This is a genomic window from Streptomyces sp. NPDC007901, assembly GCF_042959465.1.
In the GTDB taxonomy this organism is placed as follows: domain Bacteria; phylum Actinomycetota; class Actinomycetes; order Streptomycetales; family Streptomycetaceae; genus Streptomyces.
In genome coordinates this window covers 70,101-92,123 of the sequence record NZ_JBIBKW010000019.1, presented here as the reverse complement: position 1 = coordinate 92,123, position 22,023 = coordinate 70,101, and the positions used below count along the sequence as shown (strand labels likewise).

The following is a 22,023-nucleotide window of genomic DNA, read 5'->3' as shown; positions in this document are numbered from 1 at the left end:
ACCCGAGTACGTCCAGTACGCGGGCGATGCTCCGCCTTGCGATGCACCGCACCGGACGCCGCGAGCTTCCCGGCAAACCTTTCCGGTCACTGCACTAGGCGCCGGCGCCGGAACGGCCTCTCCGGGGACCTTCGGCACGCGCGGCGATGGAGCCGCCCTGCCGGGTCGCTCGCATCGTCGGGGTGGACCAGCCCGTCCGTGACGGTGGCCCCACGGACCTCCCGACGCCGTGCGGTGCGGCCGGGCACATGGTCGCCGTCTTCGCGTACCGCCCGGCGGTCTCGCCCGCACAGGCACCCGCCCTCAGGCCGCCGCCCCCGCCCTGCCCTCGCGCACTCCGCGCAGCGCTTCCGCCCAGGCGATGACCTGGTCCAGCATTCCGTGGACCGAGGCGTCGAGGCCCTCGCCGGGGACGAAGGCGCCGGTCGCGAAGGCGGGGATCGCGGGGATGGCCGGCTGGGCGCGGACCGTGGCCACCTGCAGTTCGGCGAGGACCAGCCGCAGCGCCTCGGCGGCCCGGACCCCGGCGGCCCAGCCGCCGTAGCTGACGATGCCGGCGGCCTTGTCGTTCCACTCCCGGTAGACGTAGTCCAGCGCGTTCTTCAGCGCACCCGGGAAGGAGTGGTTGTACTCCGGGACGAGGAAGACGTAGCCGTCGAGGCCGTCGATCACCCGGGACCAGTCGCGGGTGTGCGGGTGCTGGTACTGGCGGAGGTTCGGGTTGCCGCCCTCGTCGAGGTTGCCGAGGCGGTGGTGGGCGAGATCGACCAGTTCGTAGTCGGCGCCGCCGTGGGCGCGCGCCGTGTCCAGCACCCAGGAGGCGATCTGCTCGCCACGGCGTCCGGGGCGCGTGCTGCCGAGGACGATGCCGATGCGAAGTGCCATGTGAAGCACCCTTCCGAGAGGAGTTGATACGTCAACTCCGCCCCATCCTAGGCAAACATGGAGTTGACGCGTCAACTCGCTCCCTCGTACGATTCCGGCCATGGCGGAGACTCGTAAGCTGGACCCCGACGAGTGGGAGTTCTGGGACACCTGGATGCGCGCGCAGCGGCTGCTCGCCCGGGAGCTGGAGCGCGGTCTGCAGCGCGACTGCGGCATCTCCAAACCCGAGTTCAGCGTGCTGGTGACGCTGTGGCGGGCCCCCGGCCGCGAGATGCGCGTCGGTGAGCTCTCCGAGTCGCTCGACTGGGAGAAGAGCCGCGTCTCCCACCAGTTGACGCGCATGGAGAGCCGCGGCCTGGTGGAGACGACCCAGAGCGGGGCCGGCGGCCGTCGTACCGGGATCGGGCTCACCGCCGAGGGCCGCCGGGCCGCGGAGAGCGCCATCGACGGGCACGCCGGCAACATCCGCCGCCACTTCCTGGACTCGCTCACCCCCGAACAGGCCGCGGTCATCCGGGCCTGGAGCGAGCAGACGATCGACCGCATCGAGCCGCCTCGCCCCGACGAGGCCGCCGCCGCCAGCGGGCGCTAGGTAGGGCCCCGGGCGCCCTCAGGCCGCCGGCGTGCCCTGGTGGTAGTACATGCGCCAGCCCGTCCCCGTCAGGCGCCACAGGGAGCTGCGCCACACGCGGCTGCCCTGGTGGTCCGCGAAGTACGTCAGGTGGACGACGCCCGGGGCGAGGACGGTGCCGGACATCCCGGTCACCACGACCGGCGAGTCCGGGGACACCGATCCGCCGCTGGTCACGGTGAGGATCGACCTCGCGTCCCAGCGCCGGCCCGAGGCCCCGACCTCGGTGAACTCCGGGTCGAGCAGCTCCAGGACGAGTTCCGGGCGGGCGCGCACCTCGGGATCGAGAAGCTTCGACTCGGCGTCGATCGCCGCCCGTACCGCCTGATCGTTCTCGTCCGTCATGGGAGGGGAGTCTACGGGCGATCGCCGCGCGGTCCCAGCGAGTTCTCCGGCGCTCAGGCGATCTTGAGCAGCAGCTCGGCGAGTTCGGCGGGCATGGTGATCATGCAGTCGTGGCCGGTGGGGAGTTCCCACACCGGCTGTCCCGCGGGCACCGGGCGGCGGACGATGCCTTCCGGTACGGCGCCCACGCAGTGGATGTGGGTCCGCGGGATCGTGCGCACGGCCGGGTCGTCCAGCCGTACCGGCTGCTGGAAGCAGCGCACCGCGTGGTCGGAGAGGATCGTGCGCAGCCACGCCAGGTCCGCCGGTTCGGTGACCCCGAACAGGCCGTACGGAGGCGGGAGTTCGGGCAGTGGCGGGACCCGCCAGCCGTCGCCGGAGGCCAGGGCGCGGTCGATCAGGGCCCGGGTCACGGGCTGGATGTCGGCGGCGGTCTCGCCGTGCTCCGGGACCATCGCGTCCAGGTGGACCAGGTGGCCGATCCGGCCGGGGACCCGGTTGGCGGCGGCCGAGACGACCAGCCCCGCGTAGCTGTGCCCCACGAGGACGACGTCGTCGAGGTCCTCGTCCGTGATCAGTCCGACGATGTCGTCCACGTGGGTGTCCAGGCCGACGTCGGGGCCGAGCAGACCGGCCTTGTCGCCGTGGCCCGTCAGGGAGGGCGCGTACACCCGGTGCCCGGCCGCGGTCAGCAGCGGGACCACCCGCTCCCAGCACTCCCCGCTGTGCCAGGCACCGTGCACCAGCAGATACGTCGACATGATCGTGCTCCTCGGGTCGTTCGCGGCTGTCGCCGAGCACGCTTCCGGCCCGGCTCCGGCCGCGGCAGAGCCCCGGCGATCCTGGGGGTGACAGGGCCAGGCACGGGCGCGGCGGCCCGGACTACCGTGGCGGGATGACCGACGCACCGAACCTGCTGGGCGCCTATGTGCGGGCCCGCCGCGAGCTCGTCACGCCCGAGCAGGCCGGCATCCCCGTGCTCGGGACACGGCGGGTGCCGGGCCTGCGCCGGGAGGAGGTCGCGATGCTGGCCGGGATCAGCGCCGACTACTACCTGCGTCTGGAACAGGGCCGCGACCGCAATCCGTCCGTACAGGTCCTGGAGGCCCTGGCCCGCGTGCTGCTGCTCGACGAGGACGCGACGGCGTATCTGCTCGGCCTGGTCGGCCCGGGCACCGCAAGGCCCCGCCGGCGCCGCCGCGCCCGCAGGGAGACCGTCCCGCCCGGCATCGTCCAGCTCGTCGCCACGCTGCCGCTGCCCGCCGTCGTCGAGGGCCGCTACTTCGACGTGCTCGCAGCCAACGCCCTGGCGACCGCGCTGTCACCCCGGCTCACGGTGGGCGCCAACCGGCTGCGGGACACCTTCCTCGACCCCGCCGAGCAGGCCCTCCACCCGGACTGGGAGAACGCCGGAGCGGGCATGGTCGCCGGTTTCCGCCGCTCCGTCGGGACCGACGCGGACGATCCCCGCGTCATCGACCTGATCGGTGAACTCTCCCTCGCCAGCCCGCAGTTCAGCCGCCTCTGGGCCCGTCACGACGTGGCCGCCTGCGAGGGTGCCGCCAAGTGTCTGGACCACCCGCAGGTCGGCCGGCTCCGGCTGCACCGGGAGCGGCTGGGCGTCAGCGGCACGGCAGGCCAGACGCTCGTCGTCTACCACCCGGACCCGGGCAGCGACAGCGCGGAGAAGCTGGCCCTGCTCGCCTCGGCGGCGCCCACGGCGTGAGTGCGGCCCGGGCGCCACATCTCGGCCAACCACGAAATCCCCCCGTTTTCCCGGGCGTTGGGCCGTCGTACTCGGCTCCGGTGAGGGCGAAGGCCTGACCAGGGGCCCAGGGCCGGGTCCGTGCCGTGACCACCCGTCCGGCAAATGCCAAGGCGCGGCCACCCGCCCGCCGTATCGCCCGTGACCAACCCCATACGGTCTGCGTAGTGGTCCGGTAGCGCACCGTCAGTTCTTGCCCCTACGCTGTTCCGTATGTCCCCCGATTCCCGAACCCCTGGTTCCGCGCGGTCTGCTGCCGAGGTCAACGAGCACATCCGGGCGCTGTGGCTGCGTGCGGGCGGATCCCTGTCGGCCCAGGAGCGGGCGGAGTACGAGCTGTTGGTGGTCGAGTGGGCCGAGGCGATCCGCGAGCGGATCATCGAGGCGGCCTGACCCGGCGCCGGGTTCAGCGCCCGCCGGAGACCCGCAGCACCGCGCCCGTCGTGTAGGAGGCCTCGGGCGACAGCAGCCAGGCGATGGCGCCGGCGATCTCCTCCGGCCGGCCGGCGCGGCCCAACGGCGTGGTGGCGCCGACCCGTTCGGCCCGGCCGGGGTCGCCCATGGCCGCGTGGATCTCCGTCTCGATCACGCCGGGCGCCACCGCGTTCACCCGCACACCGTCCGGGCCGAGTTCCTTGGCGAGGCCCACGGTGAGCGCGTCCACGGCCGCCTTGGTCGCCGCGTAGTGGACGTACTCGCCGGGGCTGCCGAGCGTGGCCGCCGCCGAGGACACGTTCACGATCGCCCCGCTCCCGCGCGCCGCCATCAGCCGCGCCGCCCGCCGCGAACACAGCAGCGTGCCCAGCAGGTTGACCTCCACGACCTGCCGCAGATCCGCGGTCCCGGCATCCACCAGCCGCCCGAACGGCCCGGTCACGGCCGCGTTGTTCACCAGCCCCGTGACGGGCCCGAGCCGCTCCTCCGCCGTGTCGAAGAGCCGCTCCACATCGGCCTCCACGGCCGTGTCCACCGGTACGACGACACCGCGCGCCCCGGCCTTCCGCACCCCCTCCGCGACCGTCTCGGCGGCGTCGGCGTCCCGGCGGTACCCGATCACCAGATCGTGCCCGTCGGCCGCGAGCCGCAGACAGGTCGCGGCGCCGATACCCCGGCTGCCGCCGGTGACGACCGTGACGGGACGTGTCATACGAACCTCCTGAAGCCGGACCGGACCAAGATCCTACGACCGCCGGCGCCCGAGCCCCCAGAGATACCCGAGCCCCCAGAAATAAAGGAGGGCTTCAGAGCAGGCTCTCGTCCCGGACCTTCCACCCCTCCCCCAACTCCTCACGCAGCGCCGCCAGGGCCGCGCGTGCCCGCTGCTTGAAGGCCTCCCGCTCCTCGTCCGACCACGGCGACGGGTCCGGCGGATACGCCCAGTCGATCGACGACTGGTACCACGCGGACAACCGCGCCAGCTCCTCCCGGGTGGCCGCGCCGATCGGCAGCCTGTCCAGGTCGACGGGATAGCCGTACGGGCTGTCCATGTCCTCCGGCCACAACGGGGTGTCCACGCCGATCTCGAAGAAGAACCTCAGGTAATGGATCACAGGGCATCCTCCCAGGCGTCCGCGAAAACCCGGTTCAGTTCCCGGCCCGACGATCTACTCTGCTGCTCGATGCTCCGAGCCGGGGTAGAGGGCTCGCGTTCCGGAAACAAACGGGTGGGGAAACAGTGGTTCGCCGAAGACGTGCCGGTAGTGGGATTGCCATGGTCATGACCTCGTTGGCGTGGGTGCTCGCCGCTTGCGGAGCCGGGCAGGATGCCCAGGAGGGCGCCTCGGCCAAGCCGTTGAGCAAGGCCGCACTGGAGCAGGCTGCGCTCACGGGTACGGATCTCGACGGCTACGAGGTGCAGCGGGACCTGGCGGCCACCTCCGCGTCCCGCAAGACGGCGGAGCCCGCCGAATGCGCCCCCGCCGTGCAGGCGGTGGGCGGCAGCAGCGGTTTCGCCGCCACCGCGCGTACCGCCCGGATCGTCTTCTCGAAGGCGCACGGACCGAGTGCGCACCTGACCCTTTCGTCGCACGGCTCCGGAGAGGCGGAGCGGGTGATCGACGCGTTGCGGACGGCCGCCGAGCGGTGCAAGACCTTCAAGGACGTCCTGGTGGACTTCGACTACGACGAGGTCCAGGTCCGCCCCGACCCCGGCTACGGCGACGAGTCCGTGTCCCTGCGGCTCACCCAACTGGCGGCCGGCAGCGCGGACGAGGAGCCGGTGCGGGTGCCGTACGCGGTGGTGGCGGTCCGCCAGGGGGCGACGGTCGCCATGTTCACCACCTTCAACCTGCCCAGCGGACCGAGGGGCCAGGAGCCGGCCGCCGTGCCGGAGGCGGTCATCAGGGCACAGCTGAAGAAGCTCGGCAAGGTGCCGGCTGCTGCCGAGTGACCGCGGTGTTGTACCCGTGGCCGAGATCGAACACCCCCCGAAAATCGCCCGTACCCCTTGGCTCGGCCCGCCCCGTGCCCAACACTGTGCCGATGACGCAGCGTGTGGAGCTCGCGACCGTGATGGACCGGCTGGCCGTGGACGAGGTGGTCACCCAGTACGCGGTGGCCGTGGACGACGGTGAATGGGCCGCGTACCGCGGACTGTTCGCCGCGGACGGGCGGGCCGACTACCGGTCCGCCGGCGGGATCGAGGGGGACGCGGAGCAGATCTCCGGGTGGCTCGCCGAGAGCCTCGCGCTGTTCGCGATGCGCCAGCATCTGATCGTCAACCGCCGGACGCGGTTCGGGGTGCTGGAGCACGACACCGGCGACAGCGCCCAGGTCCAGGCCGACTACATCAACCCCATGCGCTTCGCCGGCGGCGACGGCGTCTCCACGGCCCCCGACTTCGTGTGCGGCGGCCGCTACTCCTTCGGGCTGCTGCGCACCCGGGACGGCTGGCGGCTGCGCCGGGTGGTCGTCGAGGAGAAGTGGCGGAAGATGGCCGAGCGCACGGCCGCCCTGACCGACTGAGCCCGCTCCCATGCCCCCTGTCGGAGATCCCGCCCGGTCCCGCACACTGGAAGGACCCGCAGGCAGGAGGCGACGCATGAGGACCGTCGAGCGCTGGCTCACCTCCCCCTGGCGGCGTTCCTGCGCCGGGGCGCTGGCGGGCGCGCTGCCGGTCCTGGCCTTCCCGGCGCCGTCGCTGTGGTGGCTGGCGTATGTCGGGCTGGTTCCGTGGCTGCTGCTGGCCCGCTCGGCGCCGACCGGGCGGCGGGCGGCCTACGACGGCTGGTGCGGCGGGTTCGGGTTCATGGTCGCGGTGCACCACTGGCTGCTGCCGAGCCTGCACGTCTTCATCTTCCTGATAGCCGGGCTGCTGAGCCTGCTCTGGGCGCCCTGGGGCTGGCTGACGCACCGGCTGCTGGGCGGGGTGCCGTCGCCGGCCCGGGCCGCGGTCGCGGTGCTGGTGCTGCCGTCGGGCTGGCTGATGGTGGAGCTGGTGCGGTCCTGGCAGGGGCTCGGCGGTCCGTGGGGCATGCTCGGCGCGACCCAGTGGCAGGTGACGCCGGCGCTGCGGCTGGCCTCCGTCGGCGGGGTGTGGCTGCTGAGCTTCCTGGTGGTGGCCGTCAACGTGGCGGTCGCCGTGCTCGTCTCCGTGCGCGAGGCACGGGTACCGGCGGTGGCCTCGCTGGTGGCCACGGCCGCCGCGACCTCCGCCGCCTGGGTGTGGGCGCCGCGCCCGGACGTCGACGGGCACGTCCGGATCGCCGTCGTACAGCCCGGTGTCGTCGACGGCGGCGACAGCGGTGACCGGCGGTTCGACCGGGAGGAGCAGCTGACCAGGCAGCTGGCCGGACAGCATCCGGACCTGATCGTGTGGGGCGAGAGCAGCGTCGGGTACGACCTCGGGGACCGGCCCGATCTCGCGCGGCGGATCGCGGTCCTCTCCCGGGAGACCGGCGCGGACATCCTGGTCAACGTCGACGCCCGGCGCTCCGACCGGCCCGGCATCTACAAGAGCTCCATCCTGGTGGGCCCGGACGGCCCGACCGGCGAGCGGTACGACAAGATGCGGCTGGTCCCGTTCGGCGAGTACATACCGGCCCGCTCACTGTTCGGCTGGGCCACCTCGGTCGGCAAGGCGGCCGGCGAGGACCGGCGGCGCGGCACCGAGCAGGTGGTGATGAACGTCGGCCACGGGCTGCGGGTCGGCCCGCTGGTCTGCTTCGAGACGGCCTTCCCCGACATGAGCCGGCACCTCGCCCAGGACGGCGCTCAGGTGCTGATAGGCCAGTCCTCGACCTCGTCGTTCCAGCACAGCTGGGCCCCCGAGCAGCACGCCTCGCTGGCCGCGCTGCGGGCCGCCGAGACCGGCCGCACGATGGTGCACGCCACCCTGACCGGAGTCTCCGCCGTGTACGGCCCGGGCGGGGAACGGGTGGGCCCGTGGCTCGGCACGGACGCGAGCACGGCACAGGTCTACACGGTGCCGATCGCCCGCGGTGTCACCCCGTTCGTGCGGTACGGCGACTGGCCCGTGGACGGCGCGCTGCTGGTGCTGGCGGTCTACTGCCTGTCGGAGGGACTGCGGACGGTCAGGCTGCGCCGGGGTGCCGGCCAACCTCTCGTACCACCTGCTCGCACAGCTCATGGGTCGCCAGTGCGTCCCGGGCGCTGAGCACCTTGCCGGCGCGGACGGCGTCGAGGAAGGCGAGCACGGCCTGTTCGATGCCGCGCTGCCGGGCGACCGGCACCCAGTCGCCGCGCCGCCGGACCGTCGGCTGCCCCTTGTGGTCGATCACCTCGGAGAGGTTGACGACCTGGCGCTTGGTGTCCTGCCCGGAGACCTCCAGGATCTCCTCGGCCGAGCCGCTCAGCCGGTTCATCACGCCCAGCGCGGTGAAGCCGTCCCCGGACAGCTGGAGCACCACGTGGTGCAGCAGGCCGTCGGCGACCCGGGCCCGGACGGTGACGTCGTCGACCGGGCCGGGGGCGAGGAAGCGCAGGGTGTCGACGACGTGGATGAAGTCGTCGAGGATCATCGTGCGGGGTTCCTCGGGCAGTCCGATGCGGTTCTTCTGCATCAGGATCAGCTCGCGCGGATGGTCGGCGCACTGCACGTAACCGGGGGCGTGGCGCCGGTTGAAGCCGACGGCCAGCGACACGTTCCGGGCCTCGGCGAGCGTCACGAGCCGCTCCGAGTCGGCCAGCCGGTAGGCGAGGGGCTTGTCGACGTACGTCGGTACGCCGGCCTCCAGCAGCCGGGTGACGATCTCGGGGTGGGCGCCCGTGGGCGCGTGCACGAAGGCGGCGTCGAGGTCCTGGGCGAGCAGGTCGTCGAGGGTCCGGTGCCGATGGGCGGCGGGCAGGTGGAGGCTGTCGGCGACCCGGTCCAGGGTGGCCGGGGTGCGGGTCTGGAGGTGGAGTTCCAGCCCCGGCCGCGTGCCCAGGACCGGCAGATACGCCTTCTGCGCGATGTCGCCGAGCCCGATGCAGCCGACCTTCACTGGCGCTCCCCTAGCGGTTGTCCACGCGTGCCTGTCCCGAAGCATACGGCGCCGAAAATCCGTGGTGGCCCCGAGCGGACTGAGCGAGGATGCGGGGCATGACGACCGAACGCCACGCGCCCGCCGTCGACGCCGACGAACGCACCATGCTGGAGGGCTGGTTGGAGTTCCACCGGCAGACCCTCGCGGTGAAGTGCGAGGGTCTGACCGACGCCCAGCTCAGGACCGCCTCCGTGGCGCCGTCCCCGCTGTCCCTGATGGGGCTGGTGCGGCACATGGCCGACGTGGAGCGGTCCTGGTACCGCAGGGTGCTCGGCGACGAGGCGGCGCCGCCGCTCTACTGGAGCGACGAGGATCCGGACGGCGAGTTCCACCTCACCGAGGCGGACACCTGGCAGGAGGCGTACGCGGTGTGGCAGGCCGAGATCGAGGCCGCCCGGAGCGCCGCGGCCGGCTTCGGCCTGGACGATCTCTCCAAGGGCCGCCATCGCCGCACCGGAGAGCAGATCAGCCTGCGCTGGATCCACACGCACATGATCGAGGAGTACGCCCGGCACAACGGCCACGCCGACCTGATCCGGGAGCGGATCGACGGCGCGACGGGCGAGTGACGTCAGCCTCGCACCCACCCGCCCCCCGTACGGGGCGCGAGATCACCCGTGCGGGGCACCAAACTCCCGTCGGCGGTGTCAACGCCCGCGCCGAGCCAGCAGAGTTGCGCGGGTGCATCGAACGACCACCACCGCAGCGCTCCTGGCCACCGTGGCCGTCTCGGCCCTCTCCGGCTGTGTGACGGTCCAGCGTCCGGCGGCGCCGGGCCCGCCGCCGGGGACGGCGCCCTCACTGCCGTCGGTGCCTCGTCCGGACGGCAGCGCCGAGCCGAAGGTGGTCCAGGCGCCGGTCAAGGAGGCCCTGGAGATGGTCGGCCCGTCCCGGCCCCCGGCGCGCCCCTCGGCCACCCCGCCGCACCCTCCCGCACCGCCCCCTCCCCCGGCCCACCACCGGCCGCCGGCCGCACGCGCCGCCACCCCGCACCCCCAGCCGCACCGCACGCACACTCCGCGCACCGACCTCCCCGACGTCACCGGCTCCGTACCGAAGGCGCCGGACGTCTGCGCCCTCGGCAAGCAGTACGGCGGCTGGCGCGCGGACAGTCCTCAGGCGCGGATCTGCGAGCAGACGTACGGGCACTGAAGCCGCTGCTGAGGCCCTGGTGAGCCCGCCAGTTCGGGCGCTAGTTCGGGCGCTGCCGTGGCGGGCCCCAGGAGTCGCCGCCCGGTGCGTCGTCCTCCCCCAGCCGCAGCGCCAGTCTGCTGATGGCGGCCCGGACCCCGTCGCCGTAGCCGTCCTCGCCGAGGGCGTCGGACGCGCCGCGGGCCCGGCGCAGGTGGGTGCGGGCGGCCTCGGTGCGGCCGAGCTTGACGTAGTCGGCGGCGAGGTTGAGGTGCAGGGAGGGGTAGAAGCCCCGCAGCCCCGCGGCTCCCTCCGTCCCGTCCGTCGTCTCGTCCGTGGCCTCGTCCGCCGCCGACAACGCCCTCAGGTCCCAGGCGAGTTCGTCGCCCGGGTCGTCCTGGGTGTCGGCCAGGTAGTGGGCCAGGGTGCAGCGGTGCAGGGGGGCGCCGTGCTCGCCGATCTCCGCCCACAGGTCGAGGAGGCGGCGACGGGCCTCCTCGCGGTCCCCGGCGTGGTGCAGCATCACCACCTGGCCGATTCGCGTGAGCACGGCGTCGGGTGCCGTGCGCTCCTGTCGCTCCGCCACGGGGCCCTCCGGGCTGTAGGCCGGTTGTGTGTTGCCGACGTTAGGTGGAGCCGCCTGTTTTTATGGTCAGGCGGCGCCGTCTCGCGGCGGGCCGGTGGGCGGCCGCGGGCCGGTGGGGGCTGGTCGCGCCCACGCGGCGGAGCCGCACATCGACAGAGCCCCGCGCCCCTAGGGGGTTGCCCCCAGGTCGGCTTCGAGGCGCCCTCTGTCGTCGCTCAGCCGAGGTTGGGGATGCGCCAGTCGATCGGGTCGTGGCCCTGGGCCGCGACCGCCTCGTTGATCTGGGTGAAGGGGTGGGAGCCGAAGAACTTCTTGGCGGAGAGCGGGGACGGGTGGGCGCCCTGGACGACGACGTGCCGGGTCTCGTCGATGAGGCGGAGCTTCTTCTGCGCGTAGCCGCCCCACAGGACGAAGACCACCGGGTCGGGGCGCTCGGCCACCGCGCGGATCACCGCGTCCGTGAACTTCTCCCAGCCCTTGTTCTTGTGCGAGTTGGCCTCACCGGCGCGGACCGTGAGGACCGCGTTGAGCAGGAGCACGCCCTGCCGGGCCCACGGCATCAGGTAGCCGTTGTCCGGCGTCGCCTCCCAGCCCAGCTCCTCCTTCATCTCCTTGTAGATGTTCCGCAGCGAGGGCGGGATCTTCACGCCGGGCTGGACGGAGAAGCACAGGCCGTGGCCCTGGCCCTCGCCGTGGTACGGGTCCTGGCCGAGGATCAGGACCTTGACCCGGTCGTACGGGGTGGCGTCGAGCGCGGCGAAGACCTCCTCGCGGGGCGGGTAGACGGGGCCGTTCGCCCGCTCCTCCTCGACGAACTCGGTCAGCTCCTTGAAGTAGGGCTGCTGCAGCTCGTCACCCAGAACCCCGCGCCAGGACTCGGGCAGCATGGCGATGTCGGTCACGTCAACGTCCTCACGAATTGCGGTCACTTGCGGTTCCTGCCGATGACGAAGAACCTACAGGCGACCACTGACAACGGGTGCCGGACCGCCGGTTCACCAGCTGGTCTTGCGGTGCAGCTCCCACATCATCATGATCGTCGACGGGTCGAGCGCCTGTTCGCCGCCGGAGACGTCGTCGCTGGCCGCGACGTACTGCCGCCCCTGCCAGATCGGGATCAGCCGGGCGTCGTTGACGAGGATCTGCTGGGCTTCCTGGAAGTCCTTGACGACCTCGCCGCGGTCGCTCTCGGTGCGCGACTCGGGCAGCAGCCTGCCGGTGATCACGGGCGACGGGTAGGGCGTGCCGAGGGCGTTCTGCTCGCCGACGAACGGGGCGATGAAGTTGTCGGCGTCGGGGAAGTCGGGGAACCAGCCGCGCCCGAACACCGGGTACTCGCCCTTCTGGTAGCCGACGACGTAGGTCTTCCAGGGTCGGCTCTTGAGGGTGATGGTGAACAGCCCGGAGTCGTCCAGCTGTTGCTTGAGCAGCTGGAACATCTTGGCGGTCTCGGAGCCGTACCGGTCGGTGGTGTACCAGAAGGTGAGCGGGACCCGCTGGGTGATGCCGGCGTCGGCGAGCATCTTGCGGGCCTTGGAGGTGCTGCGGTCGCCGTAGTCGTCGAAGAAGCCGGTGGTGTGTCCGGTGAGGCCCGCCGGGACCATGGAGTAGAGCGGGTCGACGGTTCCCTTGTATACGGTGTGGGCGATCGCGGAGCGGTCGACGAGCTGGGCGACGGCCTTGCGCACGGCCGGCAGCTTGGCCCACGGGTCCTTGGGGTTGAACACCAGGTAGCTGATGTCGGTGCCGGTGCCGTCGATCAGTTGCAGGTCCGTCTTCCGCTGCGCCTGCAGGGCGACGATGTCGGAGGCGGCGAGGCCGCGGTAGGTGACGTCGATGTCCCCGGACCGCAGGGCCTTGACCATGGTGGCCGAGTCCTGGAAGTAGCGGATGGTCACCGCGCCGTTCTGCCGGTCGGCGAAGCCCTGGTAGTTGTCGTTGCGGACGAGCTCGGCCTCCTTGCCCTCGTCGTAGGACTTGAGCGTGTACGGCCCGGAGCCGTGCACGGAGGAGTCCTTGCGCAGCGAGTGGGCCGGGTAGTCGTCAGGGTCGACGATCGACATGGCCGGGGTGGCGAGCACGAACGGGAAGGTGGCGTCGGCCTTCTTGAGGTGGAAGACCACCTCGCGGTCGCCGAGCGCCTGCACCCGGTCGAGGCTGCCGAGCAGTCCGGCCGGGCCGCTGGGCGCGTTGATGCTCCGGATCCGGTCGATGGAGTACTTGACGGCCGTGGCGTCGAGGGTGTCGCCGTCGGCGAACTTCATGCCGGAGCGCAGTTCGCAGCGGTAGGTGCGGTTGCCGGAGTCCGTGAAGGCGCACTTCGAGGCCGCGTCGGGCTGGGGGGTGGTGGCGCCGTTGGGGTAGGCGAGCAGGGTCTGGTAGATGTTCCGGAACAGCTCCCAGGAGCCGTCCCAGGAGCCGGCGGGGTCCAGGGTGCTGGGAGCGCTGGTGGTCCCCACGACGATCGGCCCGCTGTCAGTCGTACTGCTGCCGGAGAACACGCCGCAGCCGGCCACCAGGGATATCGACGCGACCGCAGCCGCTCTTCGCAGGCTTCGGTTCCGGTTGAACACGCGCACACTCCTCGATCCGCCGCACCAGGGGTCGGCGGCAGACCATACCGCAGCGTTGCGCGCCTTGAACCACCCCGGAAACACGGGCGTTGATCGAATGTGCTATGACGACGTTGTCATTTGACGGTGCGGATCGGGGACAGCCGTCCGGGCGCCGTTTCGTCTCTCCTGGGACGGAATGTCTGTGACGAAAACGACGCCCGGAGGCGGGTCGGACGACCTGTGGTGCCGTCAGGCGACGCCGGCGTTGAGGAAGATGCCGCCGTCGACGACGAGCGTCTGGCCGGTGATCCAGTCGGACTGCTCCGAGGTCAGGAAGGCCGCGGCGCCGCCGATGTCGGAGGGGACGCCGAGCCGCTTGAGCGGGTAGCCCGCGGCGGCCTCCGCCTCCCGGCCCTCGTACAGGGCCTCGGCGAACTTGGTCTTGACGACGGCCGGGGCGATCGCGTTGACCCGGACGCCGGGCGCGTACTCGTGCGCCAGCTGCTGGGTCAGGTTGATCATCGCGGCCTTGCTGATGCCGTACGCGCCGATGAACGGCGCGGCGGAGAGCCCGGCGACGGAGGCGATGTTGACGATGGCGCCGCCGTGCTCCTTCTGCCAGGCGTGCCAGGTCTTCTGGGCGAAGCCGAGGGCCGAGATCACGTTGGTCTCGAACACCTTGCGGGCCACGTCCAGGTCGACGTCGGCGATCGGGCCGAACACCGGGTTGGTGCCGGCGTTGTTGACCAGGTAGTCGACGCGGCCGAAGGCCTCCATGGTGCGTTCGACGACCTCGGCCTGGTGGGCGAGGTCGTGCGCCTTGCCCGCGATGCCGATGACCCGCTCGGAACCGAGGCTCTCGACGGCCTCCTTGAGGGCCTCCTCGTTGCGGCCGGTGATGGCGACCCGGTCGCCGCGGGCGATCAGCGCCTCGGCGACGCCGTAGCCGATGCCACGGCTGGCGCCGGTGACGACGGCGACCTTGCCGGACAGCTCGGGCAGTTCAGTCATGTGTGTGATCCTCGATAGTCCCGATGGGTCTCTGCTGCCCGCTAGTCCAGCGGCCCGCCGGCCACGTACAGGACCTGGCCGGAGACGAAGCCGGCCGCCTCGTTCGTGAAGAAGGCGATGGCGTTGGCGATGTCCTCGGGCTCGCCGACGCGCTGCACGGGGATCTGGGTGGCGGCGGCGGCCTTGAACTCCTCGAAGCCCATCTTGACCCGCTCGGCGGTGGCCTTGGTCATCTCGGTGGCGATGAAGCCGGGGGCCACGGCGTTGGCGGTGATGCCGAACTTGCCGAGCTCGATGGCGAGGGTCTTGGTGAAGCCCTGCAGACCGGCCTTGGCGGCGGAGTAGTTGGCCTGGCCGCGGTTGCCGAGCGCCGAGGAGGAGGACAGGTTGACCACGCGTCCCCAGCCGGCCTCGACCATGTGCTGCTGGACGGCCTTGGTCATCAGGAACGAGCCGCGCAGGTGCACGTTCAGGACCGTGTCCCAGTCCGACGCGGACATCTTGAACAGCAGGTTGTCGCGGAGCACACCGGCGTTGTTCACGAGGATCGTCGGGGCCCCGAGCTCCTCGACGACCCGTGCGATCGCGGCCGCGACCTGGGCCTCGTCGGAGACGTCGGCGCCGACCGCGATCGCCTTGCCGCCGGCCGCGGTGATCTTCTCGACGGTGTCCTTGCAGGCGGCCTCGTCGAGGTCGACGACGGCGACCGCGCGGCCCTCGGCGGCCAGGCGTACGGCGGTGGCGGCGCCGATACCGCGCGCCGCACCGGTGACGACGGCTACCCGCTGCTCAGTGGTGGACATTCCTGTGTCTCCTCGCCCTTGAGAGAACTGATCGAGAGAGCCCGCTCGCGGAGCCCCTCCGCGGTGAGCGACCGCTTAGTACCTTCAGTAGACGTGACGCTAGAAGCCCTGGCACGCGGTGTCAACGTCACACCGCGCGGGTGTGATCCATTACCTCACCAGGAGGTCCAGCAACCGTGCCGTCTCGGCGGCCGGATCGCGGGTCAGCCCGGTGTGCACCGGCCCGGGCTGTACGACGGTGGAGCGGGGCGCGACGAGCCAGCGGAAGCGTCTGCCCGGGTCGTCCCCGGCCGCGGGTCCCGCCGCCGCCCCGCCCGCGCAGACGCCCTCGACGGCCCCGAGCGCGGCCCGCACCCCGGCGACGTCCGCGTCCGGGTCCAGGGCCAGCAGCCGGGCCTCGTCCAGATGGGTGCGGGCACCGACGTAGGCCTTGGCCCGGCAGTACACGATCACGCCGGCGTTGATGCACTCGCCGCGCTCCACGCGGGGTACGACCCGCAGCAGGGCGTACTCGAAGACGTCCCGGTCGCCGCCCTGGCCGGCCCGGGTGATGTGGCGCTCGGTCACATGCCCGGCCATGTGGATATGGGTCTCGCTCACGGGGTCCCCTCGATGCCGGTGATGCGCTCGTGGATGCCGGCGGCCCGGGCCAGCAGCGGCCGGGCGTAGGCGCGCCGGAGGTCGTCGGGCGTGTCGAAGCCGGGCTCGCCGGCCAGCCAGACGTCCGGGATCTCGGCGGTGACCTCGGCGAGCAGCTCCTCGGTGACCCGGGGCGCCAACTCGGCGGCGGCCGCCCGGACATCGGGGGCGAACCGGGCGAGGGCGTGGTCCGAGGCGTCGTACGGCCGGGCGGCGGAGGTCTGTGCCGACGGCCAGTTGTGCTGCCAGATCATGGTGGCGCCGTGGTCGATGAGCCACAGCTCGCCGCGGTGCACCAGCAGGTTGGGGTTGCGCCAGGAGCGGTCGACGTTGTTGATCAGCGCGTCGAACCAGACGATCCGGCCGGCCTCCTCGGGGCCCACGGAGAACGCGAGCGGGTCGAAGCCGAGGGCGCCGGAGAGGAAGTCCATGCCGAGGTTGGTGCCGCCGCTGCCCCGCAGCAGGTCCTGCACCTGCTGCTCGGGTTCGCCGAGCCCCAGCACCGGGTCGAGTGCGACGGTGACCAGCCGGGGCATCCGGAACCCGAGCCGGCGGGCGAGTTCGCCGCAGACGACCTCGGCGACCAGCGTCTTGCGCCCCTGCCCGGCGCCGGTGAACTTCAGGACGTACGTCCCGAAGTCGTCGGCCTCGACGAGCCCCGGCAGCGAACCGCCCTCCCGCAGGGGTGTGATGTAGCGGGTCGCGGTGACCGCTTTCAGCATGTTCCCAGGCCACCCGTCTCGTGCACCGTGCGCTCCACGACCGGTCCGGAGGTGGGCGAGAAGCATAGTAACGAAGGGTGATCGGCGGCGCGGTGTGCCCCGGTGGCGGGGGACGCCCCCGTTCAGAACCCGACCCGGCCGGGTCACGGCACCGGCACGCCCACGGCGGCCTGCCCGAACGGCTGCCCCTGCCGGGACATGCTCGACCTGCTCGGCGAGGACGCCTGCCGCCCCCTGGCCCACCTGCGCACCTGGGTGGAGGACGACATCGACCGCTTCCCCGCGGCCGGCTGACCGACCGCGCGGAGCGATCCGGAACGCCATGGCCTGAACCAGGTTCCCGGCCGGCGGCACCGACAGGGAACCGACAGCGCCGGTTCATCGAAGCCTCATGTCGGGGTGATGACTATCTGGATGCCGTCTGAACAGGTGGTGCCCGTAGGCCGTACCCCTGGACGGATCAACGAGAAGCTCCGCGGAAGGGAACCCCTCATGACCAGCGCATCGCTCAACCCCTCAACCGGACCGGCCCGCCGTACCGTCATGGCGGCGGCCGGAGCGGCGGGGCTCGCCGCCGCGCTGACCGCCTGCGGGTCGTCGGACGACGACTCGTCGAGCACCACGAACGGCGCGGCCGACACCGGCGCCGGCTCCACCACCCAGGACAGCAACGGCTCGGGCGGCTCCACCGCCGCGGCCGGCGGTACCGCGCTCGCCAAGACCACGGACATCCCCGAGGGCGGCGGCACGATCTACAAGGACCAGGCCGTGGTGGTGACCCAGCCGACGGCGGGCACCTACAAGGCGTTCGCGACGAAGTGCCCGCACGCCGGCTGCCCGGTGACCAGCGTGGCCAACGGCGCGATCGTCTGCCCGTGTCACGGCAGCCAGTTCTCCATCGAGGACGGCAGCGTGAAGAAGGGCCCCGCCACCACGGGTCTGACGGCCGCGAACATCACCGTCTCCGGCGACCAGATCACGCTGGCCTGACGCTCAGGTCCGTCGGCGCGGGCGCTTGAGGCAGCCGAGCACCTCGTCCGTGGTCGCGACCGTGGCGACCAACGCGAGGGTGTTGCGGACCATCGCGGGGGTGTACTCGGAGGGCACTCCCGCGATGGCGTCGGCCGGGACGACAGCCGTGTAGCCCCGGTTCACCGCGTCGAACACGGCATTGGGGATCGCCACGTTCGCCGAGACACCGGTGACGACCAGGGTGCGGCAGCCGAGGTTGCGCAGCAGCGGGTCGACGTCGGTGCCCTGGATGGGCGACAGACCGTGCAGCCGTCGTACGACGAGGTCCTCCTCCGAGACCTCGATGGGGGGCGCCACACGCACCGCCGCGGTGCCGGACAGCTGCTGGACGGGCAGCCGTTCGGCGGCGCGGAAGAGCCGGGCGTTGTGGTTCGCGCCGCGGCCGTCGGGACGGCGTTCGGCGATCGCGTGGATCACCTGGACACCGGTGTCGTGCGCGGCGGCGACCAGCCGGGCGATGTTGTTGAGAGCCCCCGACGCCCGTGCCTCGTGGGCGAGTTCGGGCAGTGCGCTGTCCGGGCCCAGCACACCCTGCTGGCACTCGACGGTGAGCAGGACGGTGCTCGCGGGATCGACGAGCTCCGCGAGCCGTTCGTACGACGACGGCATGGCGCCCCCTTCCGCCTTGGTGCGGGGCGGGCGACACTAACCGCCATCGCGCGGGAACGGAAGAAGAGAAGAAGAGGGGGGCCGCATGACCGTCACTCAGCGCCGGGGCCGGAAGATCATGATGACGCCCGGTGAGCTGGACGAGTTCCTCACCACACAGCGCACCTGCCGGGTCGCGACCGTCTCGGCGTCCGGCGCGCCGCACGTGAGCGCCCTGTGGTTCGCGTGGGACGGCACGTCGCTGTGGCTGTACTCGGTGGTGCGCAGCCAGCGCTGGAAGGACCTGACCCGCGATCCGCGGGTGGCGGTCGTGGTCGACTCCGGTGAGGAGTACGACAGTCTGCGCGGGGTCGAGCTGCGCGGGTCCGTCGAGTTCGTGGGCGAGGTCCCGCGCACCGGCGAACTGGTCGCCGAACTCGACTACGTGGAGACGCTGTTCGCCCGCAAGAACTTCGGCCTGGACGAGATGCCGCACGACGGCCGGCACGCCTGGGCCCGGCTGACCCCGACGAAGACCGCGTCCTGGGACTTCCGCAAGCTGGGCGGGGCGTAGGCAGGTTCAGGCGATCGTCTCGGCCGCGCCCCGCAGGGCCTGCGCCGCCGCCCGGATCGAGGGGCGGCGGTCGGCGTCGGCCCGCCAGACGACGTACACATGGCGGCGCACCCGCTGCTTCAGGGGCACCATGACCACGCCCCCGGGCACCGGGTGACGGCCCAGCAGCGGGGCGATGCAGACCCCGAGGCCGGCGGCGACCAGGTTGAGCTGGGTGTGCGTCTCGGCCGCGCGGTGCCCGACGATCGGCTCGATCCCGCGCGAGCGCAGGGTGAACATCAGCCATTCGTGGCAGAACTCGCCCTCGCCCCAGGTGATCCACTCGTCGTCGGCGAACTCACCCAGGTCCACCTCGTCCCGGTCGGCGAGCCGGTGCCCGACCGGCAGCGCCACCTCGGCGGGGTCGTCCAGGAGGGGCGCCTTGACCAGTCCGTCGGGCAGCGGCATCGGCTTGTTGTACCAGTCGAGGACGACCGCGAGATCGAGGTCACCGCGGACGACTCCGGCGATGCCCCGCTCCGGTTCCAGCTCGGTGGAGCGGACGCGCAGCGCCGGGTGCCGGCCCCGCAGGTCGGCCAGCGCGGTCGGGAACAGGCCGCGGGCGGCCGTCGGGAACGCGGAGAGTCTGAGTTCGCCGACGACCTGACCCCGGTGCGCCTCCAGGTCGGACTGGGCCAGCTCCACCTGGGAGAGGATCCGGGCCGCGTGCTCGGCGAGCAGCCGGCCCGCGTCGGTGAGCCGCACCCCGCGCCCGTTCTTGGCCAGGAGCTGCTGGTCCACCTCGCGTTCCAGCTTGCCCATCTGCTGGGAGACCGCCGACGTCGTGACATGCAGGGCCTCGGCGGCCCCGCTGACCGAGCCGTGCCGGGCGAGGGCGTCGAGGGTACGCAGGCGCTCCATGTTCAACATGTAAGTGATTCTACGAGATACCGGGTGGGAAATCTCGATTGTGCTACGACGTCGGCTCCCCCAGGGTGGAGGGCATGAGCACCGTCACCACTGCCACCACCACCGGTCGGCCGGCCCTCGGCACCGACCGTTCCCGCCCGCGCCTCGACTGGCGCCTCCGCTTCGGCGCCCTGTCACTGATCTGGGGCTTCAGCTTCCTGTTGATCAAGGTCGGGACCCAGGGGTACGCGCCGTTCCAGGTCACCCTGGGCAGGCTGGTGTTCGGTACGGCGGTACTGGCGGCGGCGATGGCGGTGCAGCGGGAGCGGCTGCCGCGCGGGGCCCGCACCTGGGGCCGGCTGGCGGTCGCCGCGTTCCTGCTCAACGCGCTGCCGTTCTCCCTCTTCGCCTACGCGGAGCTGACCATCCCGTCCACGCTGGCCGGGATCTGCAACGCGACCTCGCCGCTGTGGGGAATGGCGCTGTCCCTGGTCGCCCTGTCGGAGGACCGGCCGACCCGGGTCCGCTTCGCCGGGCTCGGTCTGGGCTTTCTCGGGGTGCTGACGGTGCTGGGGGCCTGGGAGGGGTTCCACGGCCTCGACGCCACCGGGACGGTGATGGCGCTGCTGGCGTCGCTCAGCTATCCGATCGGCTGGATCTACGTCCGGCGGACGCTGGCGGGCACGGGCGAGTCGCATCTCTCCATGACCGGGGCGCAGTTGCTGCTGGCGACGCTGCAACTGGCCGTCGTCACACCATTGTTCACCTCGTTCCCCGGGCAGGTGTCCTGGGTGCCGCTGCTGGCGATCGCCGCACTCGGTGCGCTGGGCACGGGACTCGCGGTGCTGATCCAGTACGGCCTGGTGGCGGAGGTGGGACCGACCACCGCGCAGATGGTCACCTACTTCATTCCGGTCATCGCCACGGCGGCGGGGGTCGCAGTGCTGGGCGAGTCGCTGCGCTGGAGCACGCCGGTGGGCGCGGTCGTGGTGCTGGCCGGGGCCGCGCTCACCCAGGTGCGGCCCCGGAAGAACGGCCGCGCCTAGGCCTGGACCCGCCCCCGCGCCGGGACCACCGCCGCCGCCACCGCGTCCGCCAGCGGACCGGTCTCCTCGGGCGTCAGCGTCGAGACCGTGATGCGGATGCCCGGCGGGGTCGCCAGCCGGTAGCGCGCGCCGGGGGCCACCGCCCACCCCTCGTGCAGCAGACGGGACACCACGCTCGTCTCGTCCGGGACCGGCACCCAGACGTTCATGCCGCTGCGGCCGTGGGCCTCGACACCGTGGTCCGCCAGCGCGCCGATCAGGAGGTCGCGGCGGTCCCGGTAGGCCGCCGCCACCGCAGGCCCGTCCACCGCGCCGTCCGTCCAGAGCCGCACCACGGTGCGCTGCAGCAGACGGCTCACCCAGCCAGGCCCCAGACGCTGCCGGCCGCTGACCCGGTCGACCGTGGTCTCGTCACCGGTCAGGGCGGCCAGCCGCAGGTCGGGTCCGTAGGCCTTGGCGACCGAGCGGACGAAGGCCCAGTGGTGGGTGCCGCCCACCAGGGGGTGCAGGGGGAGGTCGACGATGCCGTGGCCGTGGTCGTCCTCGATCAGCACGGTGTGCGGGTGCTCGCGCAGGACGGCACGGAGCGCACGCGCGCGTGCGGCGCTCACCGCGGCACCCGTGGGGTTGTGCGCCCGGGCCGTGACGATGAGGGCGCGCGCCCCGGACTCCAGCGCCCGGCGCAGACCGTCGGGGCGCGGCCCCTCGTCGTCGACGGCCACCGGGACGGTGCGCAGCCCCAGCGCCGGGATGAGATCGAGGGTGCGGCCCCAGCCGGGGTCCTCGACGGCCACCGGGTCGCCGGGCTTGAGGTGCGCCAGCAGCACGCGTTCGACGGCGTCCAGGGAGCCGGAGGTGACGGTGAACGGCCCCTCGGGCACGCCGTCGGCGGTGAACTCGGCACGCGAGATCCGCTCCAGCTCGGGCTCGACGGGGTCGGCGCCGTAGAGGACCGGCGCCCGGTCCCCCTCGGCCGCCACGGCCGCGAGGGCCGGTGCGAGGGACGGGAGCAGGGCGGGGTCGGGATTGCCGGAGGACAGGTCGCGCACCCCGGCGGGGACGTCGATCCGGCTCTGGTCCCGCCCGGTGGTGGCCGGTTTGGGGCGGATACGACTGCCCCGCCGGCCGGCGGTCTCGATCACCCCGCGCTCGCGCAGGGTGCGGTAGGCGGCCGCGACCGTATTGGGATTCACCCCGAGCCGGGTCGCCAACTCCCGCATGGGCGGAAGCAGTTGCCCCGGCTCCAGCTCTCCGGAACCCACCGCGCGCTCGACGCTGGCCGCAATCTCTGCTGCGCCACGCCCTTCGATCCGATATTCTCCTAGCACAAAGCATA

28 protein-coding genes are annotated in these 22,023 nt (G+C 72.3%); 12 read left to right on the top strand and 16 right to left on the bottom strand.

The window, feature by feature from the left end:
- Positions 1 to 303: 303 nt before the first annotated feature.
- Complete coding sequence (locus ACFZDK_RS42130) at positions 304 to 885, bottom strand: NAD(P)H-dependent oxidoreductase (protein ID WP_390980870.1); 582 nt, start codon at positions 883 to 885, stop codon at positions 304 to 306.
- A gap of 100 nt (positions 886 to 985) precedes the next feature.
- Here ACFZDK_RS42130 and ACFZDK_RS42125 point away from each other — a divergent pair, with 100 nt between their 5' ends.
- On the top strand, positions 986 to 1,477 hold the full coding sequence (locus ACFZDK_RS42125; RefSeq protein WP_390980868.1) for a MarR family transcriptional regulator: 492 nt from the start codon (positions 986 to 988) through the stop codon (positions 1,475 to 1,477).
- A gap of 18 nt (positions 1,478 to 1,495) precedes the next feature.
- On the opposite strand, the gene ACFZDK_RS42120 is transcribed toward ACFZDK_RS42125, so the two are convergent.
- Positions 1,496 to 1,861: a DUF4440 domain-containing protein gene (locus ACFZDK_RS42120; RefSeq protein WP_390980866.1), complete on the bottom strand. Its 366-nt coding sequence runs from the start codon at positions 1,859 to 1,861 to the stop codon at positions 1,496 to 1,498.
- A gap of 53 nt (positions 1,862 to 1,914) precedes the next feature.
- Positions 1,915 to 2,622 (bottom strand): alpha/beta fold hydrolase, encoded by a 708-nt coding sequence (locus ACFZDK_RS42115; protein WP_390980864.1) that lies wholly within the window; start codon positions 2,620 to 2,622, stop codon positions 1,915 to 1,917.
- A 134-nt stretch (positions 2,623 to 2,756) separates the two neighbouring features.
- Between ACFZDK_RS42115 and ACFZDK_RS42110 the strand changes: the two genes are divergently transcribed.
- Positions 2,757 to 3,587 carry a helix-turn-helix domain-containing protein gene (locus ACFZDK_RS42110; RefSeq protein WP_390980862.1) on the top strand — a complete coding sequence of 277 codons (831 nt, stop codon included), beginning with the start codon at positions 2,757 to 2,759 and terminating at the stop codon, positions 3,585 to 3,587.
- Between the two features lie 252 nt (positions 3,588 to 3,839).
- Positions 3,840 to 4,019 carry a hypothetical protein gene (locus tag ACFZDK_RS42105; protein WP_390980860.1) on the top strand — a complete coding sequence of 60 codons (180 nt, stop codon included), beginning with the start codon at positions 3,840 to 3,842 and terminating at the stop codon, positions 4,017 to 4,019.
- 13 nt (positions 4,020 to 4,032) lie between these two features.
- Here the strand turns inward: ACFZDK_RS42105 and ACFZDK_RS42100 are convergent, their stop codons facing one another.
- Together ACFZDK_RS42100 and ACFZDK_RS42095 are read right to left on the bottom strand one after the other, a co-directional pair.
- Entirely contained in the window at positions 4,033 to 4,773 is a 741-nt protein-coding gene (locus ACFZDK_RS42100) for an SDR family oxidoreductase (RefSeq protein ID WP_390980858.1), read from the bottom strand.
- Positions 4,774 to 4,867: 94 nt separating this feature from the next.
- Complete coding sequence (locus ACFZDK_RS42095; RefSeq protein WP_390980856.1) at positions 4,868 to 5,176, bottom strand: hypothetical protein; 309 nt, start codon at positions 5,174 to 5,176, stop codon at positions 4,868 to 4,870.
- 167 nt (positions 5,177 to 5,343) lie between these two features.
- Between ACFZDK_RS42095 and ACFZDK_RS42090 the strand changes: the two genes are divergently transcribed.
- The 3 genes from ACFZDK_RS42090 (at position 5,344) to lnt (ending at position 8,241) form a co-directional block, all read left to right on the top strand.
- A complete protein-coding gene (locus tag ACFZDK_RS42090; RefSeq protein WP_390980854.1) occupies positions 5,344 to 6,015 on the top strand; it encodes a hypothetical protein in 672 nt (223 codons plus the stop codon).
- Positions 6,016 to 6,107: 92 nt separating this feature from the next.
- A complete protein-coding gene (locus ACFZDK_RS42085; RefSeq protein ID WP_390980852.1) occupies positions 6,108 to 6,590 on the top strand; it encodes a nuclear transport factor 2 family protein in 483 nt (160 codons plus the stop codon).
- Positions 6,591 to 6,666: 76 nt separating this feature from the next.
- On the top strand, positions 6,667 to 8,241 hold the full coding sequence (gene lnt, locus ACFZDK_RS42080) for an apolipoprotein N-acyltransferase (RefSeq protein WP_390980850.1): 1,575 nt from the start codon (positions 6,667 to 6,669) through the stop codon (positions 8,239 to 8,241).
- On the opposite strand, the gene ACFZDK_RS42075 is transcribed toward lnt, so the two are convergent.
- The gene (locus ACFZDK_RS42075) at positions 8,159 to 9,070 is read right to left on the bottom strand and encodes a Gfo/Idh/MocA family oxidoreductase (RefSeq protein ID WP_390980848.1); all 912 of its coding nucleotides are present in this window, start codon (positions 9,068 to 9,070) and stop codon (positions 8,159 to 8,161) included. The genes lnt and ACFZDK_RS42075 overlap by 83 nt on opposite strands.
- Positions 9,071 to 9,168: 98 nt before the next feature.
- On the opposite strand from ACFZDK_RS42075, the gene ACFZDK_RS42070 reads away from it, so the two are divergent.
- Both ACFZDK_RS42070 and ACFZDK_RS42065 read left to right on the top strand, forming a co-directional pair.
- A complete protein-coding gene (locus ACFZDK_RS42070; RefSeq protein WP_390980846.1) occupies positions 9,169 to 9,681 on the top strand; it encodes a DinB family protein in 513 nt (170 codons plus the stop codon).
- A 112-nt stretch (positions 9,682 to 9,793) separates the two neighbouring features.
- Positions 9,794 to 10,264: a hypothetical protein gene (locus ACFZDK_RS42065; protein ID WP_390980844.1), complete on the top strand. Its 471-nt coding sequence runs from the start codon at positions 9,794 to 9,796 to the stop codon at positions 10,262 to 10,264.
- 40 nt (positions 10,265 to 10,304) lie between these two features.
- Here ACFZDK_RS42065 and ACFZDK_RS42060 read toward each other — a convergent pair whose 3' ends face one another.
- The 7 genes from ACFZDK_RS42060 to ACFZDK_RS42030 all read right to left on the bottom strand — a co-directional run bounded on the left by ACFZDK_RS42060 (position 10,305) and on the right by ACFZDK_RS42030 (position 16,559).
- Positions 10,305 to 10,829: a hypothetical protein gene (locus tag ACFZDK_RS42060; RefSeq protein ID WP_390980842.1), complete on the bottom strand. Its 525-nt coding sequence runs from the start codon at positions 10,827 to 10,829 to the stop codon at positions 10,305 to 10,307.
- A gap of 215 nt (positions 10,830 to 11,044) precedes the next feature.
- Positions 11,045 to 11,731 carry a uracil-DNA glycosylase gene (gene ung, locus ACFZDK_RS42055; RefSeq protein WP_390981057.1) on the bottom strand — a complete coding sequence of 229 codons (687 nt, stop codon included), beginning with the start codon at positions 11,729 to 11,731 and terminating at the stop codon, positions 11,045 to 11,047.
- Positions 11,732 to 11,824: 93 nt separating this feature from the next.
- Positions 11,825 to 13,402, bottom strand: coding sequence for an ABC transporter substrate-binding protein (locus tag ACFZDK_RS42050; RefSeq protein WP_390980840.1), 1,578 nt, complete (start codon positions 13,400 to 13,402; stop codon positions 11,825 to 11,827).
- A gap of 231 nt (positions 13,403 to 13,633) precedes the next feature.
- The gene (locus tag ACFZDK_RS42045) at positions 13,634 to 14,395 is read right to left on the bottom strand and encodes a glucose 1-dehydrogenase (RefSeq protein WP_390980838.1); all 762 of its coding nucleotides are present in this window, start codon (positions 14,393 to 14,395) and stop codon (positions 13,634 to 13,636) included.
- 41 nt (positions 14,396 to 14,436) lie between these two features.
- Positions 14,437 to 15,198 (bottom strand): 3-oxoacyl-ACP reductase FabG, encoded by a 762-nt coding sequence (fabG, locus tag ACFZDK_RS42040; RefSeq protein WP_359216777.1) that lies wholly within the window; start codon positions 15,196 to 15,198, stop codon positions 14,437 to 14,439.
- A 150-nt stretch (positions 15,199 to 15,348) separates the two neighbouring features.
- Positions 15,349 to 15,798 (bottom strand): DUF3037 domain-containing protein, encoded by a 450-nt coding sequence (locus tag ACFZDK_RS42035; protein ID WP_390980835.1) that lies wholly within the window; start codon positions 15,796 to 15,798, stop codon positions 15,349 to 15,351.
- Positions 15,795 to 16,559: a HipA family kinase gene (locus tag ACFZDK_RS42030; protein WP_390980833.1), complete on the bottom strand. Its 765-nt coding sequence runs from the start codon at positions 16,557 to 16,559 to the stop codon at positions 15,795 to 15,797. The genes ACFZDK_RS42035 and ACFZDK_RS42030 overlap by 4 nt, the downstream gene beginning before the upstream one ends.
- Positions 16,560 to 16,661: 102 nt before the next feature.
- On the opposite strand from ACFZDK_RS42030, the gene ACFZDK_RS42025 reads away from it, so the two are divergent.
- Positions 16,662 to 16,853 (top strand): hypothetical protein, encoded by a 192-nt coding sequence (locus ACFZDK_RS42025; protein ID WP_390980831.1) that lies wholly within the window; start codon positions 16,662 to 16,664, stop codon positions 16,851 to 16,853.
- A gap of 198 nt (positions 16,854 to 17,051) precedes the next feature.
- Positions 17,052 to 17,549 carry a Rieske 2Fe-2S domain-containing protein gene (locus ACFZDK_RS42020; protein ID WP_390980829.1) on the top strand — a complete coding sequence of 166 codons (498 nt, stop codon included), beginning with the start codon at positions 17,052 to 17,054 and terminating at the stop codon, positions 17,547 to 17,549.
- Positions 17,550 to 17,552: 3 nt separating this feature from the next.
- Here the strand turns inward: ACFZDK_RS42020 and ACFZDK_RS42015 are convergent, their stop codons facing one another.
- Positions 17,553 to 18,200, bottom strand: a complete 648-nt coding sequence (locus ACFZDK_RS42015; protein ID WP_390980827.1) for an isochorismatase family protein — start codon at positions 18,198 to 18,200, stop codon at positions 17,553 to 17,555.
- 85 nt (positions 18,201 to 18,285) lie between these two features.
- Between ACFZDK_RS42015 and ACFZDK_RS42010 the strand changes: the two genes are divergently transcribed.
- On the top strand, positions 18,286 to 18,753 hold the full coding sequence (locus ACFZDK_RS42010; RefSeq protein WP_355714488.1) for a pyridoxamine 5'-phosphate oxidase family protein: 468 nt from the start codon (positions 18,286 to 18,288) through the stop codon (positions 18,751 to 18,753).
- Positions 18,754 to 18,759: 6 nt separating this feature from the next.
- Here the strand turns inward: ACFZDK_RS42010 and ACFZDK_RS42005 are convergent, their stop codons facing one another.
- A complete protein-coding gene (locus ACFZDK_RS42005) occupies positions 18,760 to 19,662 on the bottom strand; it encodes a LysR substrate-binding domain-containing protein (protein WP_390980824.1) in 903 nt (300 codons plus the stop codon).
- Positions 19,663 to 19,736: 74 nt separating this feature from the next.
- On the opposite strand from ACFZDK_RS42005, the gene ACFZDK_RS42000 reads away from it, so the two are divergent.
- Entirely contained in the window at positions 19,737 to 20,687 is a 951-nt protein-coding gene (locus ACFZDK_RS42000) for an EamA family transporter (protein WP_390980822.1), read from the top strand.
- On the opposite strand, the gene ACFZDK_RS41995 is transcribed toward ACFZDK_RS42000, so the two are convergent.
- A complete protein-coding gene (locus ACFZDK_RS41995; RefSeq protein ID WP_390980820.1) occupies positions 20,684 to 22,015 on the bottom strand; it encodes an aminotransferase class I/II-fold pyridoxal phosphate-dependent enzyme in 1,332 nt (443 codons plus the stop codon). The genes ACFZDK_RS42000 and ACFZDK_RS41995 overlap by 4 nt on opposite strands.
- Between the last annotated feature and the right edge of the window lie 8 nt (positions 22,016 to 22,023).

Coding starts and splice junctions, on each gene's coding strand:
- lnt (WP_390980850.1), top strand. CDS start 6,667: ATGAGGACCGTCGAGCGCTGGCTCACCTCCCCCTGGCGGCGTTCCTGC.
- ACFZDK_RS42110 (WP_390980862.1), top strand. CDS start 2,757: ATGACCGACGCACCGAACCTGCTGGGCGCCTATGTGCGGGCCCGCCGC.
- ACFZDK_RS42105 (WP_390980860.1), top strand. CDS start 3,840: ATGTCCCCCGATTCCCGAACCCCTGGTTCCGCGCGGTCTGCTGCCGAG.
- ACFZDK_RS42115 (WP_390980864.1), bottom strand. CDS start 2,622: ATGTCGACGTATCTGCTGGTGCACGGTGCCTGGCACAGCGGGGAGTGC.
- ACFZDK_RS42030 (WP_390980833.1), bottom strand. CDS start 16,559: ATGCTGAAAGCGGTCACCGCGACCCGCTACATCACACCCCTGCGGGAG.
- ACFZDK_RS42130 (WP_390980870.1), bottom strand. CDS start 885: ATGGCACTTCGCATCGGCATCGTCCTCGGCAGCACGCGCCCCGGACGC.
- fabG (WP_359216777.1), bottom strand. CDS start 15,198: ATGTCCACCACTGAGCAGCGGGTAGCCGTCGTCACCGGTGCGGCGCGC.
- ACFZDK_RS42090 (WP_390980854.1), top strand. CDS start 5,344: ATGACCTCGTTGGCGTGGGTGCTCGCCGCTTGCGGAGCCGGGCAGGAT.
- ACFZDK_RS42020 (WP_390980829.1), top strand. CDS start 17,052: ATGACCAGCGCATCGCTCAACCCCTCAACCGGACCGGCCCGCCGTACC.
- ACFZDK_RS42005 (WP_390980824.1), bottom strand. CDS start 19,662: ATGTTGAACATGGAGCGCCTGCGTACCCTCGACGCCCTCGCCCGGCAC.
- ACFZDK_RS42085 (WP_390980852.1), top strand. CDS start 6,108: ATGACGCAGCGTGTGGAGCTCGCGACCGTGATGGACCGGCTGGCCGTG.
- ACFZDK_RS42125 (WP_390980868.1), top strand. CDS start 986: ATGGCGGAGACTCGTAAGCTGGACCCCGACGAGTGGGAGTTCTGGGAC.
- ACFZDK_RS42070 (WP_390980846.1), top strand. CDS start 9,169: ATGACGACCGAACGCCACGCGCCCGCCGTCGACGCCGACGAACGCACC.
- ACFZDK_RS42010 (WP_355714488.1), top strand. CDS start 18,286: ATGACCGTCACTCAGCGCCGGGGCCGGAAGATCATGATGACGCCCGGT.
- ACFZDK_RS42100 (WP_390980858.1), bottom strand. CDS start 4,773: ATGACACGTCCCGTCACGGTCGTCACCGGCGGCAGCCGGGGTATCGGC.
- ACFZDK_RS42045 (WP_390980838.1), bottom strand. CDS start 14,395: ATGACTGAACTGCCCGAGCTGTCCGGCAAGGTCGCCGTCGTCACCGGC.
- ACFZDK_RS42000 (WP_390980822.1), top strand. CDS start 19,737: ATGAGCACCGTCACCACTGCCACCACCACCGGTCGGCCGGCCCTCGGC.
- ACFZDK_RS42120 (WP_390980866.1), bottom strand. CDS start 1,861: ATGACGGACGAGAACGATCAGGCGGTACGGGCGGCGATCGACGCCGAG.
- ACFZDK_RS42015 (WP_390980827.1), bottom strand. CDS start 18,200: ATGCCGTCGTCGTACGAACGGCTCGCGGAGCTCGTCGATCCCGCGAGC.